This is a genomic window from Arthrobacter sp. CAU 1506 (genome assembly GCF_005047635.1).
In the GTDB taxonomy this organism is placed as follows: Bacteria; Actinomycetota; Actinomycetes; order Actinomycetales; family Micrococcaceae; genus Crystallibacter.
This window is the reverse complement of the sequence record NZ_SUKC01000002.1, coordinates 54,431-75,804: the sequence shown is the minus strand read 5'-3', so window position 1 is coordinate 75,804 and position 21,374 is coordinate 54,431. Positions and strand designations below refer to the sequence as shown.

Here is a 21,374-nt window from a genome sequence, read left to right as displayed (position 1 = left end):
TCATGCCGACTTATCCGGCAGTAGATCGTGAGTCATTCATCACACGGGTGGTTGGTGTGGTTCCGGCCCGGAAGCCGATACCTGACTATCTAAGGTAGGGTGCGAATGTGTCAATGCCTGCCCCGCCGTCCAGCTCTGCCTCCCGCCCGATTGCCATCAAGATCATCGCCGCCGCCGTCGTTCTGGAAGCGCTCGTGTTGCTGGCCGGGGCAGCCCTGTATGGCTACGGCCTGGCCACGCAAACCCCGATATCCTTCGCCGGAAGCGTCTTCCTTCTGGTCCTGATGCTGGTCTTCGGCAGCTGGCTGCTGGTGGTCGGGCATTTCCTGTTCCGCGGCTACCGCTGGACCCGGGCCGCTGCCCTGGTGTGGCAGGTGTTCGTTGTGGTGGTGGCCATCTCGATGATCCAGGCCGGCCAGCTGGTGCTTGGCCCGATCCTGCTGGCGGCGGCCGGAGCCTCCTTCGTGCTGCTGCTGACCAAGCCAGTGACGGCGTTCCTGGTCAAAGGCGCCGCTCCGCGCGCCCTGTAGCCAGCGCAACCTGCAACGGCACGACCCGTCCGGAGCCGATCCGGTAGGCACGCCCTGGAGGTCGCCACCCGTCGTCCAGCCTGACGCCAAAAAACTCTGCATCCGCTGCTGCCCGCGGAGCCAAAACCATGCCGCGTCCACCGGCCCGGGCCTGCAGGACCAGCGGGACTTGCTGCAGCAGCATCGGCCCCGGACAGGTCGCCACGACGGCCGAAGCGCCGCCGGCCACCAGGGCGGCGACGGACTCCTGCGCCCGGGCACCGAGACTGGCGGCGTCGTCGACCAGCAGCACGGTGCCCCGCGCCACGGGGGAGTGGCAGGACCAGAAACCGTCGGCGTCGGCGCCGTCGAGCGGGCCCGAACACGGCCGCACTCCGTCGAGCGCCCGCCGCAGGAGCGCCAGCAGATTTGTTTTCCCGCTGCCCTCGGGGCCGAGGACCAGGTACACGTCGCCGGCGGGCAGCGGCAGGGTGGAAGGCTCCAGTTCGTCGCCTTCCACACCGATCACCGGGTGTCCCTGCCGAACGCGTGGCAGTGCGCTCGCGGGAACCGACCGCGGCAGTGCTTCAACCCGGAACGGGCGGATCCGGGTCCCGGCCGGCGGGGGAGCCCCCGCCGTGATCAGCTGGCAGACGCCGCCCTCGCCGCCGATCCGCCCCAGCACCAGCGCCCTGCCGGGTACCGGTTCCATCGGAGGAAGCCGCGGCCAGCTCATCAAGGTCTCCCCTCCGGCGCCGGCTGGAAGGTGGATCCTGTTGGCCAGCAGCGGCAGGAACCGACTGCTGGCCAGCTCGCGCTCGCCGGTCACGGCGAGGGTGACTCCGGTCGCTGGGCCGTCGCGGGCGATGTCCTGCAGGCAGTCTTCGGCCCAGCCGAGCCGGCCGGAGCGGAAGCCGCCGAGCCAGCGGCCCCATCCGCTCACCAGCAGGACCATTGGAACACCGGCCGCCGGACCGGCCGGATCCGGCGTCGCTGCCAGGGCGCCCAGCCGGGAGGAGACCTCGCCGGCCAGTCGGCGGAGGACCCGTGCGGCCCGCTCGACGTCCTCCGGCCCGACGTAGGCGCCCGTACGGGCCGCGCCGGACACCGGCCCCAGCGAACCGTCACCGTCCAGCACATAGCAGTGCCGCTCCGACGGACTGCCGAGGATCTGAGCCGCCAGCGTCCGCAGGAACTCCCGGTGCCCGCCGCCTTCGACGCCGAGAATCGCCAGGTGCCCGTCGCGCTCCGGTAGCCAGCGCAACAGCTCCTGCCGCTGCCGTGAGGGCAGATCCAGCAGCCCGATGGCGATGCTGCCGCCCGCGTCGGGCGGGAACCGGTCACCGCCCAGATCGGAGACGGCCAACTGACCCGGCAGTGCCGGCAGCAGCTTCCGGGCGCCGGCCAAACCCAGGCCGGCGGCGGCACGGGCGGCTTCGGCCACGAGTTGCTCGAGCTGCCCGGTGCCGTGCGCGTCGTCCGGAGCCGGGCCGTCTTCCGCCCGCAGCCATTCGTCCACGGTTCGGAAGAGTGCCTCGGAACTCGGCGCCGGCAATGTGCTGGATGCTGATTGGAACGGCACGGCATCCCCGGTGCCGATGCGCAGAAACGCCCTGCCCCGTGAAGTCACCGGGATCTCCGCCGCCACCGGCGCATCGAGCAGGTCCCGCGACTCGGCGGTGTTCTGCGTCCGCAGCGCAATCATGGCGGTCACATTGGCACGGATGTCGGAGGACACCGCACCCTGCGGCCGCTGCGTGGCCAGGACCAGGTGGATGCCCAGGGCACGGCCGACCGTGGCTATGCGCATCAGTTCCGGAAGCGCCTGCGGCGCGTCCTCGCCGAGCATCCGGAACTCGTCCACCACCACGACAAGTCGTGGCAAGCTGCCCGGCGTGCAGTCGGCAACGTCGCTCACCCCGAGGCCGGCCAGCAGCGTTTCGCGGCGACGTACTTCCGCCTGCAGCCAGGCCAGCGCCCGGTTCACTGACTCTAGGGTGAGATCGGTCAGCAGGCCCGCGCAGTGCGGCAGCCGGGCGAGCGGGCCGAGGCCCGAACCGCCCTTGAAGTCCAGCAACAGGAAGTTGATCGCGACAGGAGACTGGGCCAGGGCCAGCGAGAGGACCAGGCTGCGCAGCAGCTCGGACTTGCCAGCCCCGGTGGTTCCGGCGACCAGCAGATGCGGCCCGTGCACGGCCAGGTCGAGCGCCAGCGGTCCCTCAGCGCCGGCGCCGAGGATGGCGGTCAGGCCGGGACTGAGGTCGCCGCGGGACCAGCGTTCGGCGAGCGGCTCCGGCGGAAGCAGCGCCTGCAGCCGGCAGCTGGCGGGCACGGAACCTTTGGCCTGCGCGCCGCCACCGAAGACTGCCGCCGCCCGCCGGGCGAACCGGTCCAGCACCACCTCGGTGGCCAGGTCGGCTGCAAACCGGTCGCTGGCCCCGTCGCCGATCAGCAGGCTCTCCGTCCCTGCCAGCACGATCCGCGTCGCCGGTCCGTCGGGCCCGCCGAACCACAGCGCCGCCGCCGGCGCAGCGCCGGCCGCCAGCACCCGGGCCGCCTCGGCATGGCGACCGGCTACCAACAGCACGGCGCTGCCGCTTCCGGCGGACAGCAACTCTGCCAGCTGGCCAGGCCGCTCCGCGAGCCCGATCCCGGGCAGGAACCGCGCCGCCGACCGGATCGGTTCCGGCAAGGCATAACAGACCACCCGCAGCGCGCTGCTGCCACCGGCCCGGGCGGTCAGTTGCAGCAGCACCGACCTCAGCATGCCGTCCAAGCCTGCCGCTGTGCCCTCGAACTTCTGCCCCTGCTCGGCCAGCAGGTCCACGCAGACCGGGACATGCTCCAGCAGCGGAGGCTCCGCCACGGGTGCCTCCACCGAGCCGATGTGGGCCGGCAGGCTGGCCGTCCCCAGACGTATCCAGACATGGTCCGGACCCGGCTGGTGTTCGCGCGGCTGCGCAGTCGGGCCGCGCGCCGGGGCACCGCAACGCAGCAGGGACACCGTCAGGGCGGCGGCATCCGGGGCTGCCAGACGGCGGCGGCGGGCATCGGCTTCAGCCGCCGCGGCCACTGCCGCCCGGTAGCGTCGGCGCTGGCGGCGCCCGGCGGCGTAAGGCACGGCGGCGGCCAGCAGGGACATGGCACTGAAGACCAGGAAGAACCACATGCCCGTCAGCAGGGCCAGAGCCAGGCCGGCGATGAGCGGGAGTCCAGCCAGCAGCAGGGTCATGGTGGTCCGCGGTTCCGGGCGTTTTTCCGCCACCGGGACGGGAGCGGACAGCTCGGCTTCCGGCTGGAACGGTTCGCCGGGTTCGCTGCCCAGGACCAGCCGAAGCTGGCTGTTGCCGATCCACACGGAGCGTCCGGACGCCAGCGCCACCTGCCGAGTACGCTTGCCGCCGGAGATGATGCCGTTGGCCGATCCGGCGTCGCGCAGCAGCACCTGGCGGTCGGTCACGTCCAGCGTGGCATGCAGCCGGGACAAGGAAGGATCCGCGATCGTCACCGCGCAGGCGTGCCGGCCGACGGTGAACCTGCCGCGCTGCAGGCTGAACAGCCGGCCGGCGTCCGGTCCGGCGGTCACGGCCAGCATCAGCGGTGGCAGCGGGGTTGTGTCCCGCCGCGGAAAAGAGGCGCCCTCCGGGGCACAGACCACCACGGCCCCGTCCACCAGCGGGTGCATCCCGGCGGTCAGCGAAGCCAGGCTGTGGCCGGCCACCGTGAAGGCAACGCCGGCCAGCCGCTCGCGCAGCCACAGGTCCAGCGGGGCAGCGCTGCTTCCGGCCTCCAGTCCGCAGACCGCTTCGGCACTCCCGGCGATCCAGGCAGCAGCCGCGGCCGGGATGCCGGGCGCGGCCGCGAGCGTCAGCTGAAGGACCATGACAAGAACCTAGGCAGATTGCCGCGACCCTTTCCTCCACGGCCGCCCGAGCTGTGGATAACGTCCGGACCTCAAGGCTGCCGGTTCAAGCGATACGCTTGACTCTGGGCCGGAAGCGGCCGCCACGTTGACCTAACGAGAAAAGGCCTTAGCTCTTGAAGATCGCTGTCATTGCTCTGGGAAAGATCGGGCTGCCGTTGGCTGCCCAGTTTGCTTCGAAGGGGCACCAGGTCATCGGCGTGGATGTAAACGCCGCCGTGGTGGACCTGGTCAACGCGGGCACCGAGCCGTTCCCGGGCGAGGCGGGACTGCAGGAAAAGCTGGCCGAACTGGTGCCGGCCGGCCGTCTGCGTGCCACCACCGACTATGCCGAAGCGGTGCCCGGAGCGGACGCGGTGGTGCTGGTGGTGCCTCTGTTCGTCGACGCCGAGGCCAAGCCGGACTTCGGCTGGATGGACGCCGCCACCCAGGAACTGGCCCGGCATCTGACCCCGGGCACGCTGGTGTCCTACGAGACCACGCTGCCGGTGGGCACCACCCGGACCCGATGGAAGCCGATGCTGGAAGCCGGTTCCGGACTGGTCGAGGGGCAGGACTTGCACGTGGTCTTTTCCCCGGAGCGGGTGCTCACCGGGCGGGTGTTCGAGGACCTGCGCAAATACCCCAAGCTGATCGGCGGGCTGTCCGAGACCGGTGCCGCCGTGGCGCAGAAGTTCTACGAGGCCGTGCTGGATTTCGACGAGCGCCCCGACCTGGCGCGCGGCAACGGCGTCTGGGACCTGGGCTCGGCCGAGGCCTCCGAGCTGGCCAAACTGGCCGAGACCACCTACCGCGACGTGAACATCGGGCTGGCCAACCAGTTCGCCCGCTACGCCGCCACCGCCGGCATCGATATTTACCAGGTCATCGAAGCCTCCAACTCCCAGCCGTACAGCCACATCCACCAGCCCGGCATCGCCGTCGGCGGGCACTGCATTCCGGTGTATCCGCGGCTGTATCTGTGGAATGACCCGTCGGCCACGGTGGTGGCGGCGGCGCGCGCGGCCAATGCGGGCATGCCGGACTACACCGTCGGCCTGCTGGAGGGTGCCTACGGCGACCTGGCCGGCGCCCGCGTGGTGGTGCTCGGCGCGGCCTACCGGGGCGGAGTGAAGGAAACCGCATTTTCCGGGGTGTTCGGCGCAGTGGAGGCGATCACCGCGCGCGGAGGCACCGCCGTCGTGCATGATCCGCTGTTCAGCGATGCGGAACTCAGCGCCCTGGGCTTTACGCCCTACCATCTGGGCGAGCCGGCCGACGCCGCCGTGGTGCAGGCCAACCACGCCGCCTACGCGGAGCTGGGCCCGGACGACCTGCCCGGCGTGAAGGTGTTCATCGACGGCCGGCGGGTCAGCTCGGCCGAGCGCTGGCCGGGCGTGGCGTACCGGGTGATCGGCAAGGCCTGAACCCGCTGCCGCGGGAAAGAATTGACGACGGCGGCTGCGGCCGTGAGCGGAAAGAGGGAAGCTATGGCGTTCATCGCCGATTCGGCAGATGTGGCCGCCGCCGCCCGGTTGGGCGAGGGCACGAAAATCTGGCATCTGGCGCAGGTCCGCGAAGATGCGGTGTTGGGCGAAAACTGCATCGTGGGCCGCGGCGCCTACATCGGCACCGGGGTGCAGGCCGGGGACAACTGCAAGGTGCAGAACTACGCGCTGGTGTACGAGCCGGCGCGGCTGGGCCACGGCGTGTTCATCGGCCCGGCGGTGGTGCTGACCAATGACACCTACCCGCGCGCCGTCTCGCCCGACGGGTCGCTGAAGAGCGCCGACGACTGGACGCCGGTGGGCGTGGAGATCCGCGACGGCGCATCGATCGGTGCACGGGCGGTCTGCGTGGCGCCGGTCACCATCGGCGCCTGGGCCACGGTGGCTGCCGGGTCCGTGGTGACCCGCGACGTGCCGGACTTTGCGCTGGTGGCCGGGGTGCCGGCCAAACGGATCGGCTGGGTGGGCCGGGCCGGGCAGCGGCTGGGCCAGGACCCGGCGGACCCTGCGCTGTGGGTGTGTCCGGCCACCGGCGCGCAGTACCGGGAGGAAGCGGGCATCTTGCAGGAAGTTGGCCACGAAACGCGAGGAGAACAGCAGTGAGCAAGGACTTCATACCGGCGGCCAAGCCGATCATCGGCGACGAAGAGCGGGCCGCGGTGGACGCGGTGCTGGCCTCCGGCATGCTCGCCCAGGGGTCCGAGGTGGCCGCCTTCGAGCAGGAGTTCTCGCAGGTGCTGCTGGACGGCCGGCATGCGGTGGCGGTCAATTCCGGCACCTCGGGCCTGCATCTGGGCCTGCTGGCCGCCGGCATCGGACCCGGGGACGAGGTGATCGTGCCATCGTTCACCTTCGCGGCCACCGCCAATTCGGTGGCCCTGACCGGTGCCACGCCCGTGTTCGCCGACATCGAGCCGGAGCATTACTGCCTGGACCCGGAGGCGGTCGCTGCCGCCGTGACGCCGCGGACCAAGGCGATCATGCCGGTGCACCTGTACGGGCACCCGGCCAACATGGACGCGCTGGGGGCGCTGGCCGCGGAGAAGTCACTGCTGCTCTTCGAGGACGCAGCCCAGGCCCACGGCGCGTCGCTGGGAGGCCGTCCGGTCGGCACGTTTGGTGAGTTCGCCATGTTCAGCCTGTACCCGACGAAGAACATGACCTCGGGCGAAGGTGGCATGGTGTCCACCGGCAGCGACGAGGTGGCACGGCGGCTGAAGCTGCTGCGCAACCAGGGCATGGAACGCCAGTACGAAAACGAACTGGTGGGCTTCAACGCCCGGATGACCAACCTGCACGCCGCAATCGGCCGGGTGCAGCTGGGCAAGGTCGGCGGCTGGACCGGACAACGCCAGGCCAACGCCGCGTTCCTGGACGCGAACCTGGCCGGCGTCGCCACGCCCAAGGTGGCCGACGGGGCGGTGCACGTGTACCACCAGTACACGGTGCGGATCGGCGCGGGGGAGCGGGACCGGTTCGCCGCGGCGCTGAAGGACGAGTACAACATCGGCTCCGGCGTCTACTACCCGATCCCGAACCACCGGCTGCCCTCCTTCAACATCACCGCGGACCTGCCGGCCACCGAGGCTGCCGCCGCGGAGGTGCTCTCGCTGCCGGTGCACCCGTCGCTGGACGCCGAGGACCTGGACCGGATCGCCACCGCGGTCAACGCGCTGGCGAAGGCAGGAGCCTGAGCATGGCAGCGAACGGAAAAACCGTGCTCCGCGCCGGACTGATCGGGCTGGGCATGATGGGCCGGCACCACGCCCGCGTGCTCCGGGAGACCGACGGCGTGGAACTGGTGGCTGTCGCCGACGCCTACGGCGACCCGCACGGCGCCGCACCCGGCCTGCCGGTCTACTCCGGGGTGGAGGAACTGATCAACGCCGGGATCGACATCGCCATGTGCGCGGTGCCCACCGGCCTGCACGTGGAGGTCGGTTTGGCCCTGGCCGAAGCCGGCGTCCACACGATGGTAGAGAAGCCGATTGCGGACACGGTCGCCGGCGGGGAGAAGCTGGCTGCTGCGTTCGAAGCCCGCGGGCTGGTCGGCGCAGTCGGCCACATCGAGCGCTACAACCCCGCGCTGCAGTCGCTGCGGGCGCGGCTGGAAGCCGGCGAACTGGGCCGGATCTTCCAGATCGCCACCCGCCGGCAGGGTCCCTTCCCGGCGCGGATCGCCGACGTCGGCGTGATCAAGGACCTGGGCACGCACGACATCGACCTCACCGCCTGGCTGGCGCAGGCCGGCTACGCCTCCGTCAGCGCCAACACCACCATCCGCTCCGGACGCGAGCATGAGGACATGGTGGCGGCCACCGGGCTGCTGGAGAACGGCGTGATCACCAGCCATTTGGTGAACTGGCTCTCGCCGACGAAGGAACGCGTCACCGTGGTCACCGGCGAACGCGGCGCGTTTGTGGCCGACACCCTGACCGCCGACCTGACCTTCCACGAGAACGGCACCTTCAACACCGAGTGGGAGTCCGTGGCCAACTTCCGCGGCGTCTCCGAAGGCAACATCACCCGCCTGGCCATCCCCAAGCGCGAACCGCTGAAGGTGGAACACGAAGCGTTCCGCGACGCAGTGCTGGCCAACCGGGGGCTGCTGCCCCAGGATGCCCACGGTAGTGCGGCTGCGGAGCACGACGGCGGTGACCGCCCCGAGCGTCCTGCCGCCGGGATCGTCACCATGCGGGAAGGGCTGAACACGCTGCGCGTGGCCGAAGCGATGATCGCCAGCGCAAAGGAATCCCGCACCGTCGGGCTGCACGCCTGATGGGCCTGCGGATTCTGCTGGCCAGCCGGATTTTCCTCCCGGAGGCCGGCGCTGCCGCCTACCGGCTGGCCGCGACGGTGCGGGCGCTGACCGAGGCCGGCCACGACGTGACGGTGCTGACCACCCGTCCGCCGCGCGGACTTCGCGCCGCGGGAGGTGCGGCCGCCGGTGCTTCGGAGGGGGCAGCGGCCGCGGAGGGAGCGGCGGCCGGCGACGGCCCACGGATTCTGCGCTGGCCGGTGCTGCGGGATGCCAGCGGTGCGGTGCGCGGCTACCTGCAGTACGCCAGCTTCGACATCCCGCTGTTCTTCCGCCTGCTGGCGCAGAAACCGTTCGATCTGCTGCTGGTGGAACCGCCGCCGACCACCGGGGTGGTGGTCCGGCTGGCTGCCGCGCTGCGCCGCAGACCCTACGTCTACTTCTCCGCCGACGTCAGCTCCGACGCTGCGGCCGGGATCGGGGTGGATCCGCGCGTGGTCGCGGTGCTGCGCGCGGTGGAGCGCTGGGTGATCACCGGCGCGTCCGGCGTGCTCAGTATTTCCACCGGCGTGACGCTGGCGCTGGCCCGGCTGACCGCTGGACGGGCCAAGGTGGCGGAAGTCGGCACCGGCATCGATACGGATACCTTCAGCCTGGCCGGCCCCGCAGATCCTCATCCCGGCCCCACCTTCGTCTACGCGGGGACCATGTCCGAGATTCAGGGCGCGGGCGTCTTCGTGGACGGCTTCCTCAAGATCCTGGACCGCTACCCAGATGCCCGGCTGCTGATGTACGGCGGCGGAGTCGAGCTGGAGGAGCTGCGCCGGCGTGCGGCGCCGGCGGGGGAGCGCATCCGCTTTATGGGAACGGCCGACGGCGGCACCATCGCCCGGGCGCTGCGCAGCGCCACCGCGGGCCTCGCCTCAGTGCGGCCTGCCCGCGGCTATGACTTCGCCTTCGCCACCAAAGCCTTCGTCTCGCTCAGCTGCGGAGCCCCGGTGGTCTACGCCGGCGTCGGACCGCTGCGCCAGCTGGTCGCCGACCACGGGCTGGGGCAGAGCGTGGACTGGGATGCCGGCCAAGCGGCCGAGGCGATGGCCACGGCCCTGGAACAGCCCTTGTCCGACGCCGAACGCCGCCGACTGTCTGAATGGGTGGAGCGAAACTACTCGCTGCGCAGCGTGGGAAACCGCGCGGCCGCAGCCATCGCCGACGCCGCCGAGGCCTTCCGCCAGCGCTAGCTGACGCCTGACTGCGCCCGGACCGTCTAGGTCAGGGGGTGAGCACGGCGGCGAGGATGCCGCGGGTGACGGCCTCGTCTTCGGCGGAGCTGAGCGCTGCGGCGGCGCCGTGAGCATTGGCCTTGTACTTGTCCACCTGCTCCGTGGTCAGCGATGCCAGTGCGCGCGCCAGCGACTCCGTACTGAAGTCTTCGGTCACCACGCCCAGATCGTAGGTCTGCATTAAGGCTGCGGTTTCCGGGGACGGGCTGAACACCAGGGCCAGCCGGGCCTGGACGAAATCGAAAAACTTGTTCGGCAGCATGAAATGGTGGTTCATGGTCTGCGGCGGCAGCGAGAAGACCCCCACGTCGTAGGCGTTGAGCGTGGCAGGCAGCTCTTCCGGCGGGACGGCATCGTGGAAGGTGATGCGGGGGTCGCTGGCGGCCAGGTCCTTGAGCTGCTGCCAGTAGCGTCCGCCATCGCGTGCCTTGACCAGGTAGAGGTCCAGGGTGAAGCGGTCATCGAGCATCTTGACCGCCTCGATGGTTCCCTCCAGATTCCGGCCCGGCACCGCGGCGCCGCTGTGTACCAGCCGGATCTTCCCGGGCAGCGGCGGGGACGGCTCCAGATGCCGGAACGGCCCCGCGTTGCGGACCACTTCGACGGTGCAGCCGAACTGTTCCGCATACATCCGGGCGATGGACGCGTTGACGGCCGTGATCGCCGTGGTGCGCGGCAGATACTTGGCGCAGATGCTGCGCATGTAGGGAGCTACCAGCAGCTTCCACGGCAGCACATGCGAGCGTTCCTCCGGAGCCCACTCGTGCAGGTCGCCCCAGACCGGTGCTCCCTGGGCGAGAGCGTGGGCCAGCGGCAGGGCCCTGGCCTCGTTCGCCACCACCAGGTCAAAGCGGCGGCCTGCAACGAGGGCGCGGGCCTGCTTGATCGCGGGAGCGCTGAGCTCCACCGCGGAATGCTGGCGCAAAGCCAGCAGCAGGACGCCCAGCGGTGTCTGCGGAAGCGACGGCAGCGAGGCGTCGATTTCCAGATGGTGGGTGGCGCCGGGCGGACGCTCGCCGTAGCTGAGCGTGGTGACTTCACCGGCTTCGGCCAGCAGTTTCAGCTGCCGCAGCACGCGGGAATCGGCCTGGATATCCGAGAAAGAGATACACAGGATCTGCTGGGCCACTACTGCTCCTTGTCACCGATGCCTGGCGGATGCCGGACAGTGAAAGATTACCGTCCGGCGAACGGCTGGCGGTGCGGGCAGCGCACCCGGCGCGCCGACCACCGCACCCTGCGCGCCCACCGCCATCAGGCGGCGGCCGGCACGCGGCGGCCGGAGCTGGCTGCTGAAGCGCGGCTGCCGAAGCCTGGCCGCCGGAGCATGGCCGGAGCTTGGCACGGGGCGGAAGCACCAGATGGCGTGCAGGCCGCCGGGCTAGGATTGCGATGGAAGCCGGACGCAGCCGGCTGCAGCCGAAAAGGTCCAGGAGCCCCGTGAAGATCGCCATCACCAAGAGCACGTTGCGGATTCCGCCAACGTACTTCGCCACGGCGCACGCCGAGCGGTTGAAGGACCGGCACGACTTCCACGTATTCACCTTGGTGGCCCAGATCGAGGACGCTTCGGTCACGATCCCGGTCACCGACTTTGTCCCGGCTCCCGGGCTGGGCTTCCGCCGCCGCGAGCTGGTGATGCCCGCCTTCATGCGGTCCATGGCCGTGGCGGTGACCCGCTTTAACCCGGACATTATCCACCAGCACTTCGCCACCTGGTCGGAGCCAGCGGTCAAGGCCTCCACCGTCTCCGGAGCCCCGCTGCTCACCACCATGCACGGTTCCGATCTGGTGTCGCTGGCCAATCCGGCGGACACCATGATGGCCCGGTGGCACCACCGCAACGTCCTCTCCGCAGCGGCGCACAGCTCCCGCCTGCTGGTGGTCAGCAACTACATGGCCGGGCGGGCCGCCGACCTGGAACTCGATACCGGAAAAATCCATGTGCACTACCAAGGCGTGGACACCGATTACTTTGTGCCCACCCGCCATCAGTCCGACGAGACGCCGGTGGTGTTGTTCGTCGGCGCGCTGAACATGCAAAAGGGCATCCGTGACCTGCTGGACGCCTCGCTGGCCGTCTGGCGCAAAGCCAGGCACCGGCTGGTGGTGATCGGCGACGGGCCGTTGCGCGACGCCGTGGCCGAGCACGCGGCCAGCCATCCGCACATCGATTTTGTGGGCCGCCAGGACCGGGCCGGTGTCCGCGCCTGGATGCAGCAGGCACAGATCCTGGTGGCTCCCAGCCAGGAAGCCGGCGGCGCACGGGAAGCGGCCGGCTTGGTGCTGCTGGAAGCCCAGGCCTGCGGCACTCCGGTGCTGGCGTACCGTAGCGGCGGCATTCCGGAAATGATGGAGGACGGCGTCACCGGCCTGCTCGCGCCGGAAGCGGACTTCCGCCAGCTGCAGGACGGCCTGCAGCAATTACTGCAGTTGGGCAGCGCCGAATACCTGGCCATGCGCCGGGATGCGCGCAAGTTTGTGGTCGACCAGCGGAGCCTGGCCGGCAGCGTCCGGGAGCTGGATGGCCACTACCGGGATCTGGCAGCGCAGGCACCGGCCCCGCGGCGGCCTTAGGTGCCGGTGCTGCTGCGACCTGGACCATTCCCATTGTGGAATACTAGGCGGGTGAGTCGCTGCTGGGTCGTCGTGCCGATGTATAACGAGGCCACCGTTGTCGGCTCGGTCATCCAGGAGCTACTGCAGACCTTTCCGAACGTGGTCTGCGTCGACGACGGCAGCAGCGACGATTCCGCCGCTATGGCGCGCAAAGCGGGCGCCGTCGTCGTGGCCCATCCGGTGAATCTTGGCCAGGGCGCCGCGCTGCAAACCGGATTCGAATATGCCGCCCAGGATCCGAACCTGGACGCGGTCATCACTTTCGACGCCGACGGCCAGCACCGGGTCCAGGACGCGGCCGCCATGCTGGAACGGGTCCGGGCCGGCGAGGCCGACGTGGTGCTGGGCTCCCGGTTCCTCGACGGCCGGGGCGAGGTGTCGGCACTCAAGCGGCTGGTGCTGCGCACGGCTGCCGTCCAATCCAGGCTGTCCACCGGCTACCGCCTCACCGACGCGCACAACGGACTGCGCGCGCTGTCCGCCGACGTGGTGCGCAACATCCACCTGACGCAGAATCGGATGGCACACGCCTCCGAGCTGATCCATCAATTCTCCGCGCTCGAGGCGCGGGTGGTGGAGCAGCCGGTACACATCGTCTATACGGAATATTCCAAATCCAAGGGGCAGTCGCTGCTCAATGGAGTCAACATCCTCGCAGACCTCTTCTTCCGGTGAACCCATGCTTATAGTCGTCCAAATTGTCCTGGTCCTGGCCGTCGCCCTCGGCGCCCTGGCGCTCATGCGCGGCGGCCAGAATGCCCGCCACCAGGCCGTGCGCCGGATCCTGCTGATGCTCTTCGCCGTGCTGGCCGCGCTGTCCGTGTTCTTCCCCCGCATGCTGACCGCCGCCGCGAACGCGCTGGGCATTGGCCGCGGCACCGACCTGGTGCTGTACGGGCTGATCGTGTGTTTCCTGATCTTCATGGCCAGTTCGTTCCAGCGGACGCGCCAGCTGGAGGCCCGGATCACCAAGCTGGCCCGCCGGATTGCGCTGGACGAAGCGCCGCGCCCGGAAGAGGCCGCCGGCCCCGAGGAAGCGGCACGGCCGGGGGACGGCCCGTGACGGCTCCGGAAGCCGAAATCGTGATTGCCGTCCACACGGCGGACCGGCCCGTCAGGCGGGCGGTGGAATCCGTGCTGGCCGCCGCGCCGGGACGGGTGGGCGCCACGGTGGTGTGCCACAACATGGACCCCGGCCCGGTGCGCGAACAACTGGCGGGCCTGCCGGAGACCGTGCGGCTGCTCGAACTCGCCGACGGCATTCCGTCCCCGGCCGGCCCGTTCAACTTTGGCCTTGACCAGGCACGTGCCGGGTTCGTCGGGATCATGGGGTCGGACGACACACTGGAACCGGGTGCGGTGTCCGCCTGGCTGGACGTTGCGCAGGCCACCGGCGCTGCCGCCGTCATCGCGCCGGTCCGCTACCGCGGCGGCGCGCGGATCCTGACCCCGCGGGCCCGCGTGTTCCGCGGCCCGCTGGTGGATCCGCTGCGCGACCGGCTGGCCTACCGGACCGCGCCGCTGGGACTGATCCGGCGTGAGGCACTCAACCGGCTCGGGCTGCGGCTGCGCCAAGGGCTGCGCACCGGCGAGGACCTGGAATTCGGCCTGCGGCTGTGGTTCTCCGGTGAAAGGATCGCCTACCCGGCCCACGCCCCGGCCTACCTGGTGGGACAGGACGCGGACGAACGTGTGACGTCCGCCGTGCTGCCGCTGGACACCCAGTTCCAGGACGTCACCGGGCTGGTTTCCGGCGCCTGGTTCCCGGCACTGCCCGCCGCCCAGCGCGAAGCCATCGCGGTGAAGCTGCTGCGCGGCCACGTGATCAGCGCGGCCGTCCGCCGAGGCGGGGAGTTCGTATGGGGAGCCGAGGACCGGAAGGCGATCTCCGCCGTCGTGCGTTCCCTGACCGCCGCCGCACCCGGCGCGCCGCACCTGCTCAGCGCCCCGGACGAACGCTTGCTGCTGGCGCTGCGCGACGCGGTATCCGGCACGGACATAGCAGCAGAAGTACGACGGCGGGCGGCCGCCGGGGCGCTGCAGCGCACCTTCACCCGGCGCTGGCTGGCGAACCTCCGGCGTGAAGCACCGCTGCGGACCAACCTGAACTCGCTCATATTCAGCGCGGCCAGCCGGCTTCACGGCATGCTGCCCACGGCCCGCGCCGCGGCCGCAGGTGCGGCAACATCCGGCGCACCGGCACCCGCACCGGCACCTGCACCCGACAGAACCGACGGAAGGCAGCCACGTTGACCGGACCCCGCTCCCTGCTGATCCTCTCGCTCTCGCCGCTGCGCAGCGACCCGCGGGTGCTCAAGCAGATCACACTGTTCCGCGACCAGTACCGGGTCATTACCTGCGGGTTCGGCCCGGCGCCGGACGGCGTCGCCGGACACGTTGAACTGGACACCGGGTTGGCGAGCTGGCCGCGCGATCCGCAGCGGCTGGCCCTGCGGCGCTACACCGACGTGTACTGGAACATTGCCGCCGTGGCGCAGGCGCGCAAGCTGCTGCGCGGCCAGCAATTCGACGCCGTGCTGGCCAACGACACCAACACCGTGCCGCTGGCGCTGAGCCTTAAACCGAAGCACGGCGTGCACGCGGACCTGCATGAATTCGCGCCGAAGGAACACTTCAACAAGCCCGCCTGGCGGGCGCTGGTGGCCCCGTACGTGCGTTGGCTCTGCCGCACCTACCTGCCGGCGGTGCGCTCCGTCACCACGGTGGCCGAGGGCATTGCGGAGCAGTACACCAAGGACTTCGGCGTCGCGGCCTCGGTGGTCACCAACGCGGCCCCGTACGCGGACAAGCAGCCGCGGCCCACCGGCGAGAAGATCCGGATGATCTACAGCTCCGCCGGTCAGCGGTACCGCAAGATCGAAGACATCATGGAAGCCATGCGCGGCGCTCCGGAGCACCTGGAACTGGACCTGATCGTGATGCCGAACGAACCGGCCTACGTCGCCGAGCTCAAAGCACTCGGCGAGGAGCTGCCGCGGGTGCGCTTCCGCGAACCGGTCCCGTACGACCAACTGGTGGACACCGTGGCCGAATACGATGTTGCCATCTCCATCATTCCGCCCACCAACTTCAACCTGGCGCACGCCCTGCCGAACAAGTTCTTCGAGGCGGTCCAAGCCCGCACCGGGCTGATCATCGGCCCCTCGCCGGCGATGGAAACCTTGCTGCGCCGGCACGGACTGGGCGCCGTCACCGCAGACTTCAGCCCGGCGGCGCTGGTGGAGGTGCTCAAGACGCTGACACCGGAGATGGTGGACGGCTGGAAAGCGAACGCACACGCCGCCGCCCGGGAGCTGTCCTCCGAGCACCAGATCAAGGGCTGGGAGCAAGCGGTGGCCAGCCTGTTCACCCCGCAGGAGGCCTGAGCCTTGGCCGCAGACCCGCGCGTCCTGCACATCTATGACGCGGCCGACGTCGGTGCCACCTTGGTCAAGTACAGCCGGCGCGAGGGGCGGCCATGGCGCCACTTCACCGCGCTACCGCCCGAGGGAGCGGCACCGTCGGCGGCCGCCCGCGCCGGGAAACTGGCCGCCGGTGCACTCTGGCAGGCCCGGCGGACGGCCGCCATCCTGCGGTCGGACCTGCTGCATGTGCATTCCGGTTCGCGGATCGGCGTCGTCCGGTCCCGCCCGATCAAACCGTTCCTGCTGCATTTCCACGGCACGGACATCCGCACCCAGTACTACGACCCCGCCCGTCGGCCGGCGCTGCAGTGGGGCGCCGACCATGCGGTCACGGTGCTGTACTCCACCCCGGACCTGCGCGAACACGCCGAGTCCGCCCGGTCCGACGCGGTGTACCTGCCGAACCCGGTGGACCTGGAGGAACTGCCCCAGTGGCGGCCCGCCGGCCGACCCCGCATTGTTTTCGCCTCCCGCTGGCATTCCTCCAAGGGAGGCCAGCAGCAGTTGGAGCTGGTGCGGGTGCTGCGCGCCGCCGTCGGGCCGGACGTGGAACTGCAGGGGCTGGACTGGGGCGACGGTGCGCCGCAGGCAGCCGAGCTCGGCGTCAACCTGGTGCCGAAAATGGCCAAGCCGGAGTACCTGCGCTGGCTCGCGTCGGCTCACGTGGCGATCGGCCAGAGCGCCGGCATCCTGGCCATGAGCGAACTGCAGGCCATGGGCATCGGCGTTCCCGTCGTCATGCCGTTGGGGGAGGGGTACTACCAGTCGCCCCCGGTGCTGCAGGGGGACTCCGCCGAGGCGCTGGCCGCTGCGGCCGCCGCCGCGCTGGCCGACCCGTCCGGCACCTCCGCCGCCCTGGCCGCCCGAAGCTGGCTCCAGGAACACCACGATCCGGTGCGCCTAGTGCACCGGCTCGCTGGAATCTACGCCGCCGCAGGCTAGTCCGCCCGACCGCTTCGTCGCGCCGCCGCGGGAGCAGGCCGCTCCGCAGGCCACCGCGGGATAATCCGCCGGGCCGCTGCAGCTGGGCATAATCAGCCGCACATCGTGCTGGCTATGGTTAAAGGTGCCAACCACCCGCCCTATTGACGCCCTTCCGCGGTCCCGCCTAGACTCGCTGAACTTCCAGCTCGTTCCATTTTCGTGACATTTCCTCGTATCTACATGAAATGGTGCAAAATGACCCCCACCTTAATGCGGCGGCTTGCAGCCGAAGTGATCGGCACGGCAATACTGGTGACGTTCGGCGTCGGGTCGGTGATCGCGGCGTTCACGGTCGGCGCCGGGGAGATCACCTATCCGGGCATCGGGTTTATCTCCCTGGGGTTCGCCATTGCCATTGCCGTGGCCATCTATGCATTCCTGGCGGTTTCCGGCGCCCACATCAACCCGGCTGTGACCTTCGCACTGGCGGTGACCAGGCGCTTTTCCTGGGTAGAAGTGGTTCCCTACATCGTTGCCCAACTGGTCGGAGCCACCATCGGGAGCCTGCTGCTGGTCGCGTCGTTCGGGACACGGGCGGTGGACTTTGGCGGAGGCGCGACCGCACTGGGGCCGGACGTCTCTTACGGCCAAGGCATCGTGGCGGAGGCGGTGGGAACCTTCCTGCTCATGCTCTCGATCATGGCCGTGGCGGTGGACAGGCGGGCACCGAAGGGCTGGGCGGGCCTGATCATCGGGCTCGCTGTCGCCGCCGCCATTTTTGTGATGGCTCCGCTGACCGGCGGGTCGCTGAATCCGGCCCGGACCTTCGGCCCCAACCTGGTGCAGTCCATCTTCGGCGGCACGGTCGAGTGGTACCAGTACCCGCTGTACATCCTCGGTCCCTTCATCGGCAGCGTTGCCGCCGCCGTTGTCTACGACCTGGTGGTCCGCCCGCGCGAAGTCCCGGAAGGCGAGCCACGCGCCGACGACCGGGCAGTCTCGGCGGAGAAGGACAAGAGACCCGATTCCGACAAAGGATAGAAAACACGCAGAAAAATAACGCGGCTGCGCGGGCCCGTCGGCTTGAGCGCGGTTGAGGGATAAATACGAAAGGGAAAAACCATGACGGGAAATCGTGTAGTCGTCTACAAGGGCCCAGGGGAAGTTGCGGTTGAAACGATCGACTACCCCAAGCTGGAACTGCCGTCCGAAGTCGCCAGCAAAATGGGAATCCAGCAGAAGGCACCGCACGCCGCGATCCTCAAGCTGGTCACTACCAACATCTGCGGCAGTGACCAGCACATGGTCCGCGGGCGCACCACCGCGCCGGTCGGCCAGTCGCTTGGCCACGAGATCACCGGGGAAGTGGTCGAGACCGGCGACGACGTGCTCTTCGTGAAGGAGGGCGATATTTGTTCGGTGCCCTTCAACATCGCCTGCGGCCGCTGCCGGATGTGCAACGAAGGCAAAACCGGCGTCTGCCTCAACGTGAATCCCGCCCGGCCCGGCGCAGCCTACGGCTACGTGGACATGGGAGGCTGGATCGGCGGACAGGCCGAGTACGTGATGGTGCCGTATGCGGACTTTAACCTGCTCAAGTTCCCGGACCGGGACCAGGCGCTGGAGAAGATCCTGGACCTGACCATGCTCTCGGACATCTTCCCCACCGGCTACCACGGCGCCTTTACCGCCGGCGTCACCACAGGTTCCACCGTCTACGTCGCCGGAGCAGGGCCGGTGGGACTGGCCGCGGCATTCTCCGCACACGTGCTGGGCGCCTCGGCGGTCGTCGTGGGCGACATGAACGCCGACCGGCTGAAGCAGGCCGCAAGCTTCGGCTGCGAGACCATCGACCTGAGCAAGGAAGGCTCGCTGCCGGACAAACTCGAGCAAATCCTCGGCGTCCCGCTGGTCGATGCCGCGGTGGACGCGGTCGGGTTCGAGGCCCGCGGGCACGGTGCCAATGCTGCAGAGGCGCCGGCCACGGTACTGAACGACATCATGTCGGTGACCCAGGTGGGCGGTGCCCTCGGTATCCCGGGCCTCTACGTCACCGGTGACCCGGGCGGCATCGACGAGAACGCCAAGGTGGGCCAAATCGGCGTGCAACTGGGCACCGGTTGGGCGAAGTCGCTCTCGTTCACCACCGGACAGTGCCCGGTGAAGCGGTACAACCGTCGGCTGATGGAACTGATCCTGGCCGGTAAGGCCGACATCTCCAAGGCGGTGAATGCCACCACGATCAGCCTGGACGAGGCGCCTGAGAGTTACCAGGCGTTCGACAAGGGCGCGGCCAGGAAGTACGTCATCGATCCGCATGGGATGGTCCCCGCGTAGGACGGCTGTCCAGACACAAAGTGGTGGCTGCGCCCAGGTCCGGTACCTGGGCGCAGCCACCGCCGTCTTAGCGGCGTTCGCGTACCGCCGCCTCAGCGGCGTTCGTCCACCGGATTCTCGGTCTTGCCCAATCCCGCCAGCGCGGCCTGCTCGGCGAAGTCGGGAACGCTGGCCACCACCTCGTCGAAGGTACCGGCGGCCGCCACCGTCCCTCCACGCATGAAGAACACAATGTCCGCATCCCGGATGGTCGCCAGACGGTGCGCCACGGTGATGACGGTGACGTCGCCGTGCAGCTGCCGAATCGCCGTCGTCACCGCGGCCTCGGTGGCGGTGTCGAGGGCGGAAGTGGCCTCGTCCATGACCAAAACCCGGGGACTGTCGTAGAGAGCGCGGGCAATGCCGAGCCGCTGGCGCTGACCGCCGGAGAGGGCCATGCCGCGCTCACCCACCAGCGCGTCCAGGCCGCCGTCGCGCTCTATTACCGTGTCCAGCAGCTGCGCGCGGCGCAGCGCAACGGTCACGCGCTCCGGGTCCACGCGGTCCCGGTCCCAGGCCAAGGCGACGTTCTGCGCGATCGACGCGTCAAAGAGCGAGACTTCCTGCGGCACGTAGCCGATCCGCCGCCGCCAGGAATCCAGCACGAACTCCATCGGTTCGCCGCCCACCATGACGTGTCCGTGGCTGGGCTCGAGCAGCCCCAACAGCAGGTCCACCATGGTTGATTTTCCGGCGCCGGAAGCACCGACGAAGGCCACGTGGCTGCCGGCCGGAATCCTGATGTTCACGGCGTGGAGGGCTGGAGCCGCCGCACCCGGATAGCTGAAGGCAACGTCCCGCAGCTCAATGTCCGCAGCGTTCTCCGGCAGTTCGTGCTGCGGACGCTCATCCCGCTGCCGGTGCATTTCGGCTTCGCCCTCGTGGATGTCTTCGACAATCTGCCGGGCAAAGGATGCGCTGGTATTCACCGAGGACTGCACCGCCTGCATCCGCGTCAGCGACGGAATCAGGCGGAAACCCGCGACGGCGAACAAACCCACGGCACTCACCGCGCCGGCCGGTCCGCCGGTCAGGTAGCCCACCCCGCCGAGCAGCGCGAAGCCGAGGACCAGCGCTGTCTCCAGCACGTAGCGCGGGATCTGCGAAATCTGAATGGCGCCGGCGCGCGCAATCGAGGACTTGGTGCGGGTGCCGTGCACCTGTTCCTGCACCTCGGGTCCCCGGCCGGCCAGCGTGATTTCCTTCAGTGCGCCCAGCGCCTCGTACAGGGTCTTGGCCGTCCGGTTGGACCATTCGCGGTTCTCCCGGCCAATGGCGACGGCTCGGGGCGAAATCACCTTGGCCAGCAGCAGCGCCACCAGGCCCAGGTAGATCATGGTCACCACCGCGATCAGCGGCTGCGCCACGAAAAGCACGACGACGACCGCCGCCAACGTGCCCAGCTCGCCGAACAGGCTCATCGCCGGCATCAGCACGCCGGAAACGGTGATGCCCACGCCGACGTCCACAGAACGCACAATCTCGGCGGAGTTGCGTCCCAGCCGTTTCTCCCACGGCGAGGCCAAATAGGCGGCAAACAACCGGTCACCGATGGCCACCTCGTGCCTGGCAAAGCGCTTGGTGGCGAAGCGCAGCAGCAGCACCGCCAAGATCCCCTTGAGCACAATCAGCAGGCAGATGAACACCAAGATCGGCAGCGCCATCCCGTTCTCGGCGACGTTGCCGATCAGCGGCAGCTCGGCGTCGGAGCTCCCCACCAGAGCCGGCAGCAGCGCGGCGATCAAACCCAGCGCGACGACGTCTAGCAGGGCCAACGCCGCCGACGCCGCGCCGTAGCCGGTGAGGAAACGCCGGCTGCCGGCCGGCAAGGTACGCAACAGCGGCACGAGGACGTCGAAGATGCTTTTCATACTGTCCCTCAGCCTATTGCATCGGGCCATTATCACCCGCGGCAGGTTCTGGCCAGAGACGAAGGAAAGTTGGAACGGGTTTTCCACAATCCGCCTGCCGGGGCTAGCCCGTCCGGAGATACGTCGCCTAGGGTTCAGTGCAAATGACTGCCCGCCGGTCTCAACTTTGCGGGGCGGTTGCGCTTGGGGGTTGAAAAGGG

At 69.5% G+C, this 21,374-nt stretch carries 17 protein-coding genes; 14 read left to right on the top strand and 3 right to left on the bottom strand.

Annotated elements, in window-relative coordinates:
* The first annotated feature begins 113 nt into the window (after window positions 1-113).
* On the top strand, window positions 114-530 hold the full coding sequence (locus E4J89_RS03060) for a hypothetical protein (protein ID WP_240691709.1): 417 nt from the start codon (window positions 114-116) through the stop codon (window positions 528-530).
* Here E4J89_RS03060 and E4J89_RS03055 read toward each other — a convergent pair.
* Window positions 502-4,392, bottom strand: coding sequence for an FtsK/SpoIIIE domain-containing protein (locus E4J89_RS03055; protein WP_136784648.1), 3,891 nt, complete (start codon window positions 4,390-4,392; stop codon window positions 502-504). The genes E4J89_RS03060 and E4J89_RS03055 overlap by 29 nt on opposite strands.
* Before the next feature lie 155 nt (window positions 4,393-4,547).
* Between E4J89_RS03055 and E4J89_RS03050 the strand changes: the two genes are divergently transcribed.
* The 5 genes from E4J89_RS03050 (at window position 4,548) to E4J89_RS03030 (ending at window position 9,917) form a co-directional block, all read left to right on the top strand.
* Window positions 4,548-5,837: a nucleotide sugar dehydrogenase gene (locus E4J89_RS03050; RefSeq protein WP_136784647.1), complete on the top strand. Its 1,290-nt coding sequence runs from the start codon at window positions 4,548-4,550 to the stop codon at window positions 5,835-5,837.
* Window positions 5,838-5,900: 63 nt separating this feature from the next.
* Window positions 5,901-6,521 carry an acyltransferase gene (locus tag E4J89_RS03045; RefSeq protein ID WP_136784646.1) on the top strand — a complete coding sequence of 207 codons (621 nt, stop codon included), beginning with the start codon at window positions 5,901-5,903 and terminating at the stop codon, window positions 6,519-6,521.
* On the top strand, window positions 6,518-7,612 hold the full coding sequence (locus E4J89_RS03040) for a DegT/DnrJ/EryC1/StrS family aminotransferase (protein ID WP_136784645.1): 1,095 nt from the start codon (window positions 6,518-6,520) through the stop codon (window positions 7,610-7,612). The genes E4J89_RS03045 and E4J89_RS03040 overlap by 4 nt, the downstream gene beginning before the upstream one ends.
* A 2-nt stretch (window positions 7,613-7,614) precedes the next feature.
* Window positions 7,615-8,697, top strand: a complete 1,083-nt coding sequence (locus E4J89_RS03035) for a Gfo/Idh/MocA family oxidoreductase (RefSeq protein ID WP_136784644.1) — start codon at window positions 7,615-7,617, stop codon at window positions 8,695-8,697.
* Window positions 8,697-9,917, top strand: a complete 1,221-nt coding sequence (locus E4J89_RS03030) for a glycosyltransferase (protein WP_136784643.1) — start codon at window positions 8,697-8,699, stop codon at window positions 9,915-9,917. The genes E4J89_RS03035 and E4J89_RS03030 overlap by 1 nt, the downstream gene beginning before the upstream one ends.
* A 31-nt stretch (window positions 9,918-9,948) precedes the next feature.
* Here the strand turns inward: E4J89_RS03030 and E4J89_RS03025 are convergent, their stop codons facing one another.
* Complete coding sequence (locus E4J89_RS03025) at window positions 9,949-11,088, bottom strand: glycosyltransferase (RefSeq protein WP_136784642.1); 1,140 nt, start codon at window positions 11,086-11,088, stop codon at window positions 9,949-9,951.
* A 311-nt stretch (window positions 11,089-11,399) separates the two neighbouring features.
* On the opposite strand from E4J89_RS03025, the gene E4J89_RS03020 reads away from it, so the two are divergent.
* The 8 genes from E4J89_RS03020 to fdhA all read left to right on the top strand — a co-directional run bounded on the left by E4J89_RS03020 (window position 11,400) and on the right by fdhA (window position 19,264).
* Window positions 11,400-12,536: a glycosyltransferase gene (locus tag E4J89_RS03020; RefSeq protein ID WP_169303912.1), complete on the top strand. Its 1,137-nt coding sequence runs from the start codon at window positions 11,400-11,402 to the stop codon at window positions 12,534-12,536.
* A 78-nt stretch (window positions 12,537-12,614) separates the two neighbouring features.
* The gene (locus tag E4J89_RS03015; RefSeq protein ID WP_136784988.1) at window positions 12,615-13,253 is read left to right on the top strand and encodes a glycosyltransferase family 2 protein; all 639 of its coding nucleotides are present in this window, start codon (window positions 12,615-12,617) and stop codon (window positions 13,251-13,253) included.
* Between the two features lie 4 nt (window positions 13,254-13,257).
* Window positions 13,258-13,641 carry a DUF2304 domain-containing protein gene (locus E4J89_RS03010; protein ID WP_136784640.1) on the top strand — a complete coding sequence of 128 codons (384 nt, stop codon included), beginning with the start codon at window positions 13,258-13,260 and terminating at the stop codon, window positions 13,639-13,641.
* Window positions 13,638-14,831, top strand: a complete 1,194-nt coding sequence (locus E4J89_RS03005; RefSeq protein WP_169303911.1) for a glycosyltransferase — start codon at window positions 13,638-13,640, stop codon at window positions 14,829-14,831. The genes E4J89_RS03010 and E4J89_RS03005 overlap by 4 nt, the downstream gene beginning before the upstream one ends.
* The gene (locus E4J89_RS03000) at window positions 14,828-15,964 is read left to right on the top strand and encodes a glycosyltransferase (protein ID WP_240691672.1); all 1,137 of its coding nucleotides are present in this window, start codon (window positions 14,828-14,830) and stop codon (window positions 15,962-15,964) included. The genes E4J89_RS03005 and E4J89_RS03000 overlap by 4 nt, the downstream gene beginning before the upstream one ends.
* 3 nt (window positions 15,965-15,967) lie before the next feature.
* Window positions 15,968-16,945 (top strand): glycosyltransferase, encoded by a 978-nt coding sequence (locus tag E4J89_RS02995; RefSeq protein ID WP_136784638.1) that lies wholly within the window; start codon window positions 15,968-15,970, stop codon window positions 16,943-16,945.
* Between the two features lie 237 nt (window positions 16,946-17,182).
* Window positions 17,183-17,968: an MIP/aquaporin family protein gene (locus E4J89_RS02990; protein ID WP_136784637.1), complete on the top strand. Its 786-nt coding sequence runs from the start codon at window positions 17,183-17,185 to the stop codon at window positions 17,966-17,968.
* A gap of 81 nt (window positions 17,969-18,049) precedes the next feature.
* Window positions 18,050-19,264: a formaldehyde dehydrogenase, glutathione-independent gene (fdhA, locus tag E4J89_RS02985; RefSeq protein WP_136784636.1), complete on the top strand. Its 1,215-nt coding sequence runs from the start codon at window positions 18,050-18,052 to the stop codon at window positions 19,262-19,264.
* Window positions 19,265-19,356: 92 nt separating this feature from the next.
* Here fdhA and E4J89_RS02980 read toward each other — a convergent pair whose 3' ends face one another.
* On the bottom strand, window positions 19,357-21,174 hold the full coding sequence (locus E4J89_RS02980; protein WP_136784635.1) for an ABC transporter ATP-binding protein: 1,818 nt from the start codon (window positions 21,172-21,174) through the stop codon (window positions 19,357-19,359).
* Window positions 21,175-21,374: the final 200 nt, after the last annotated feature.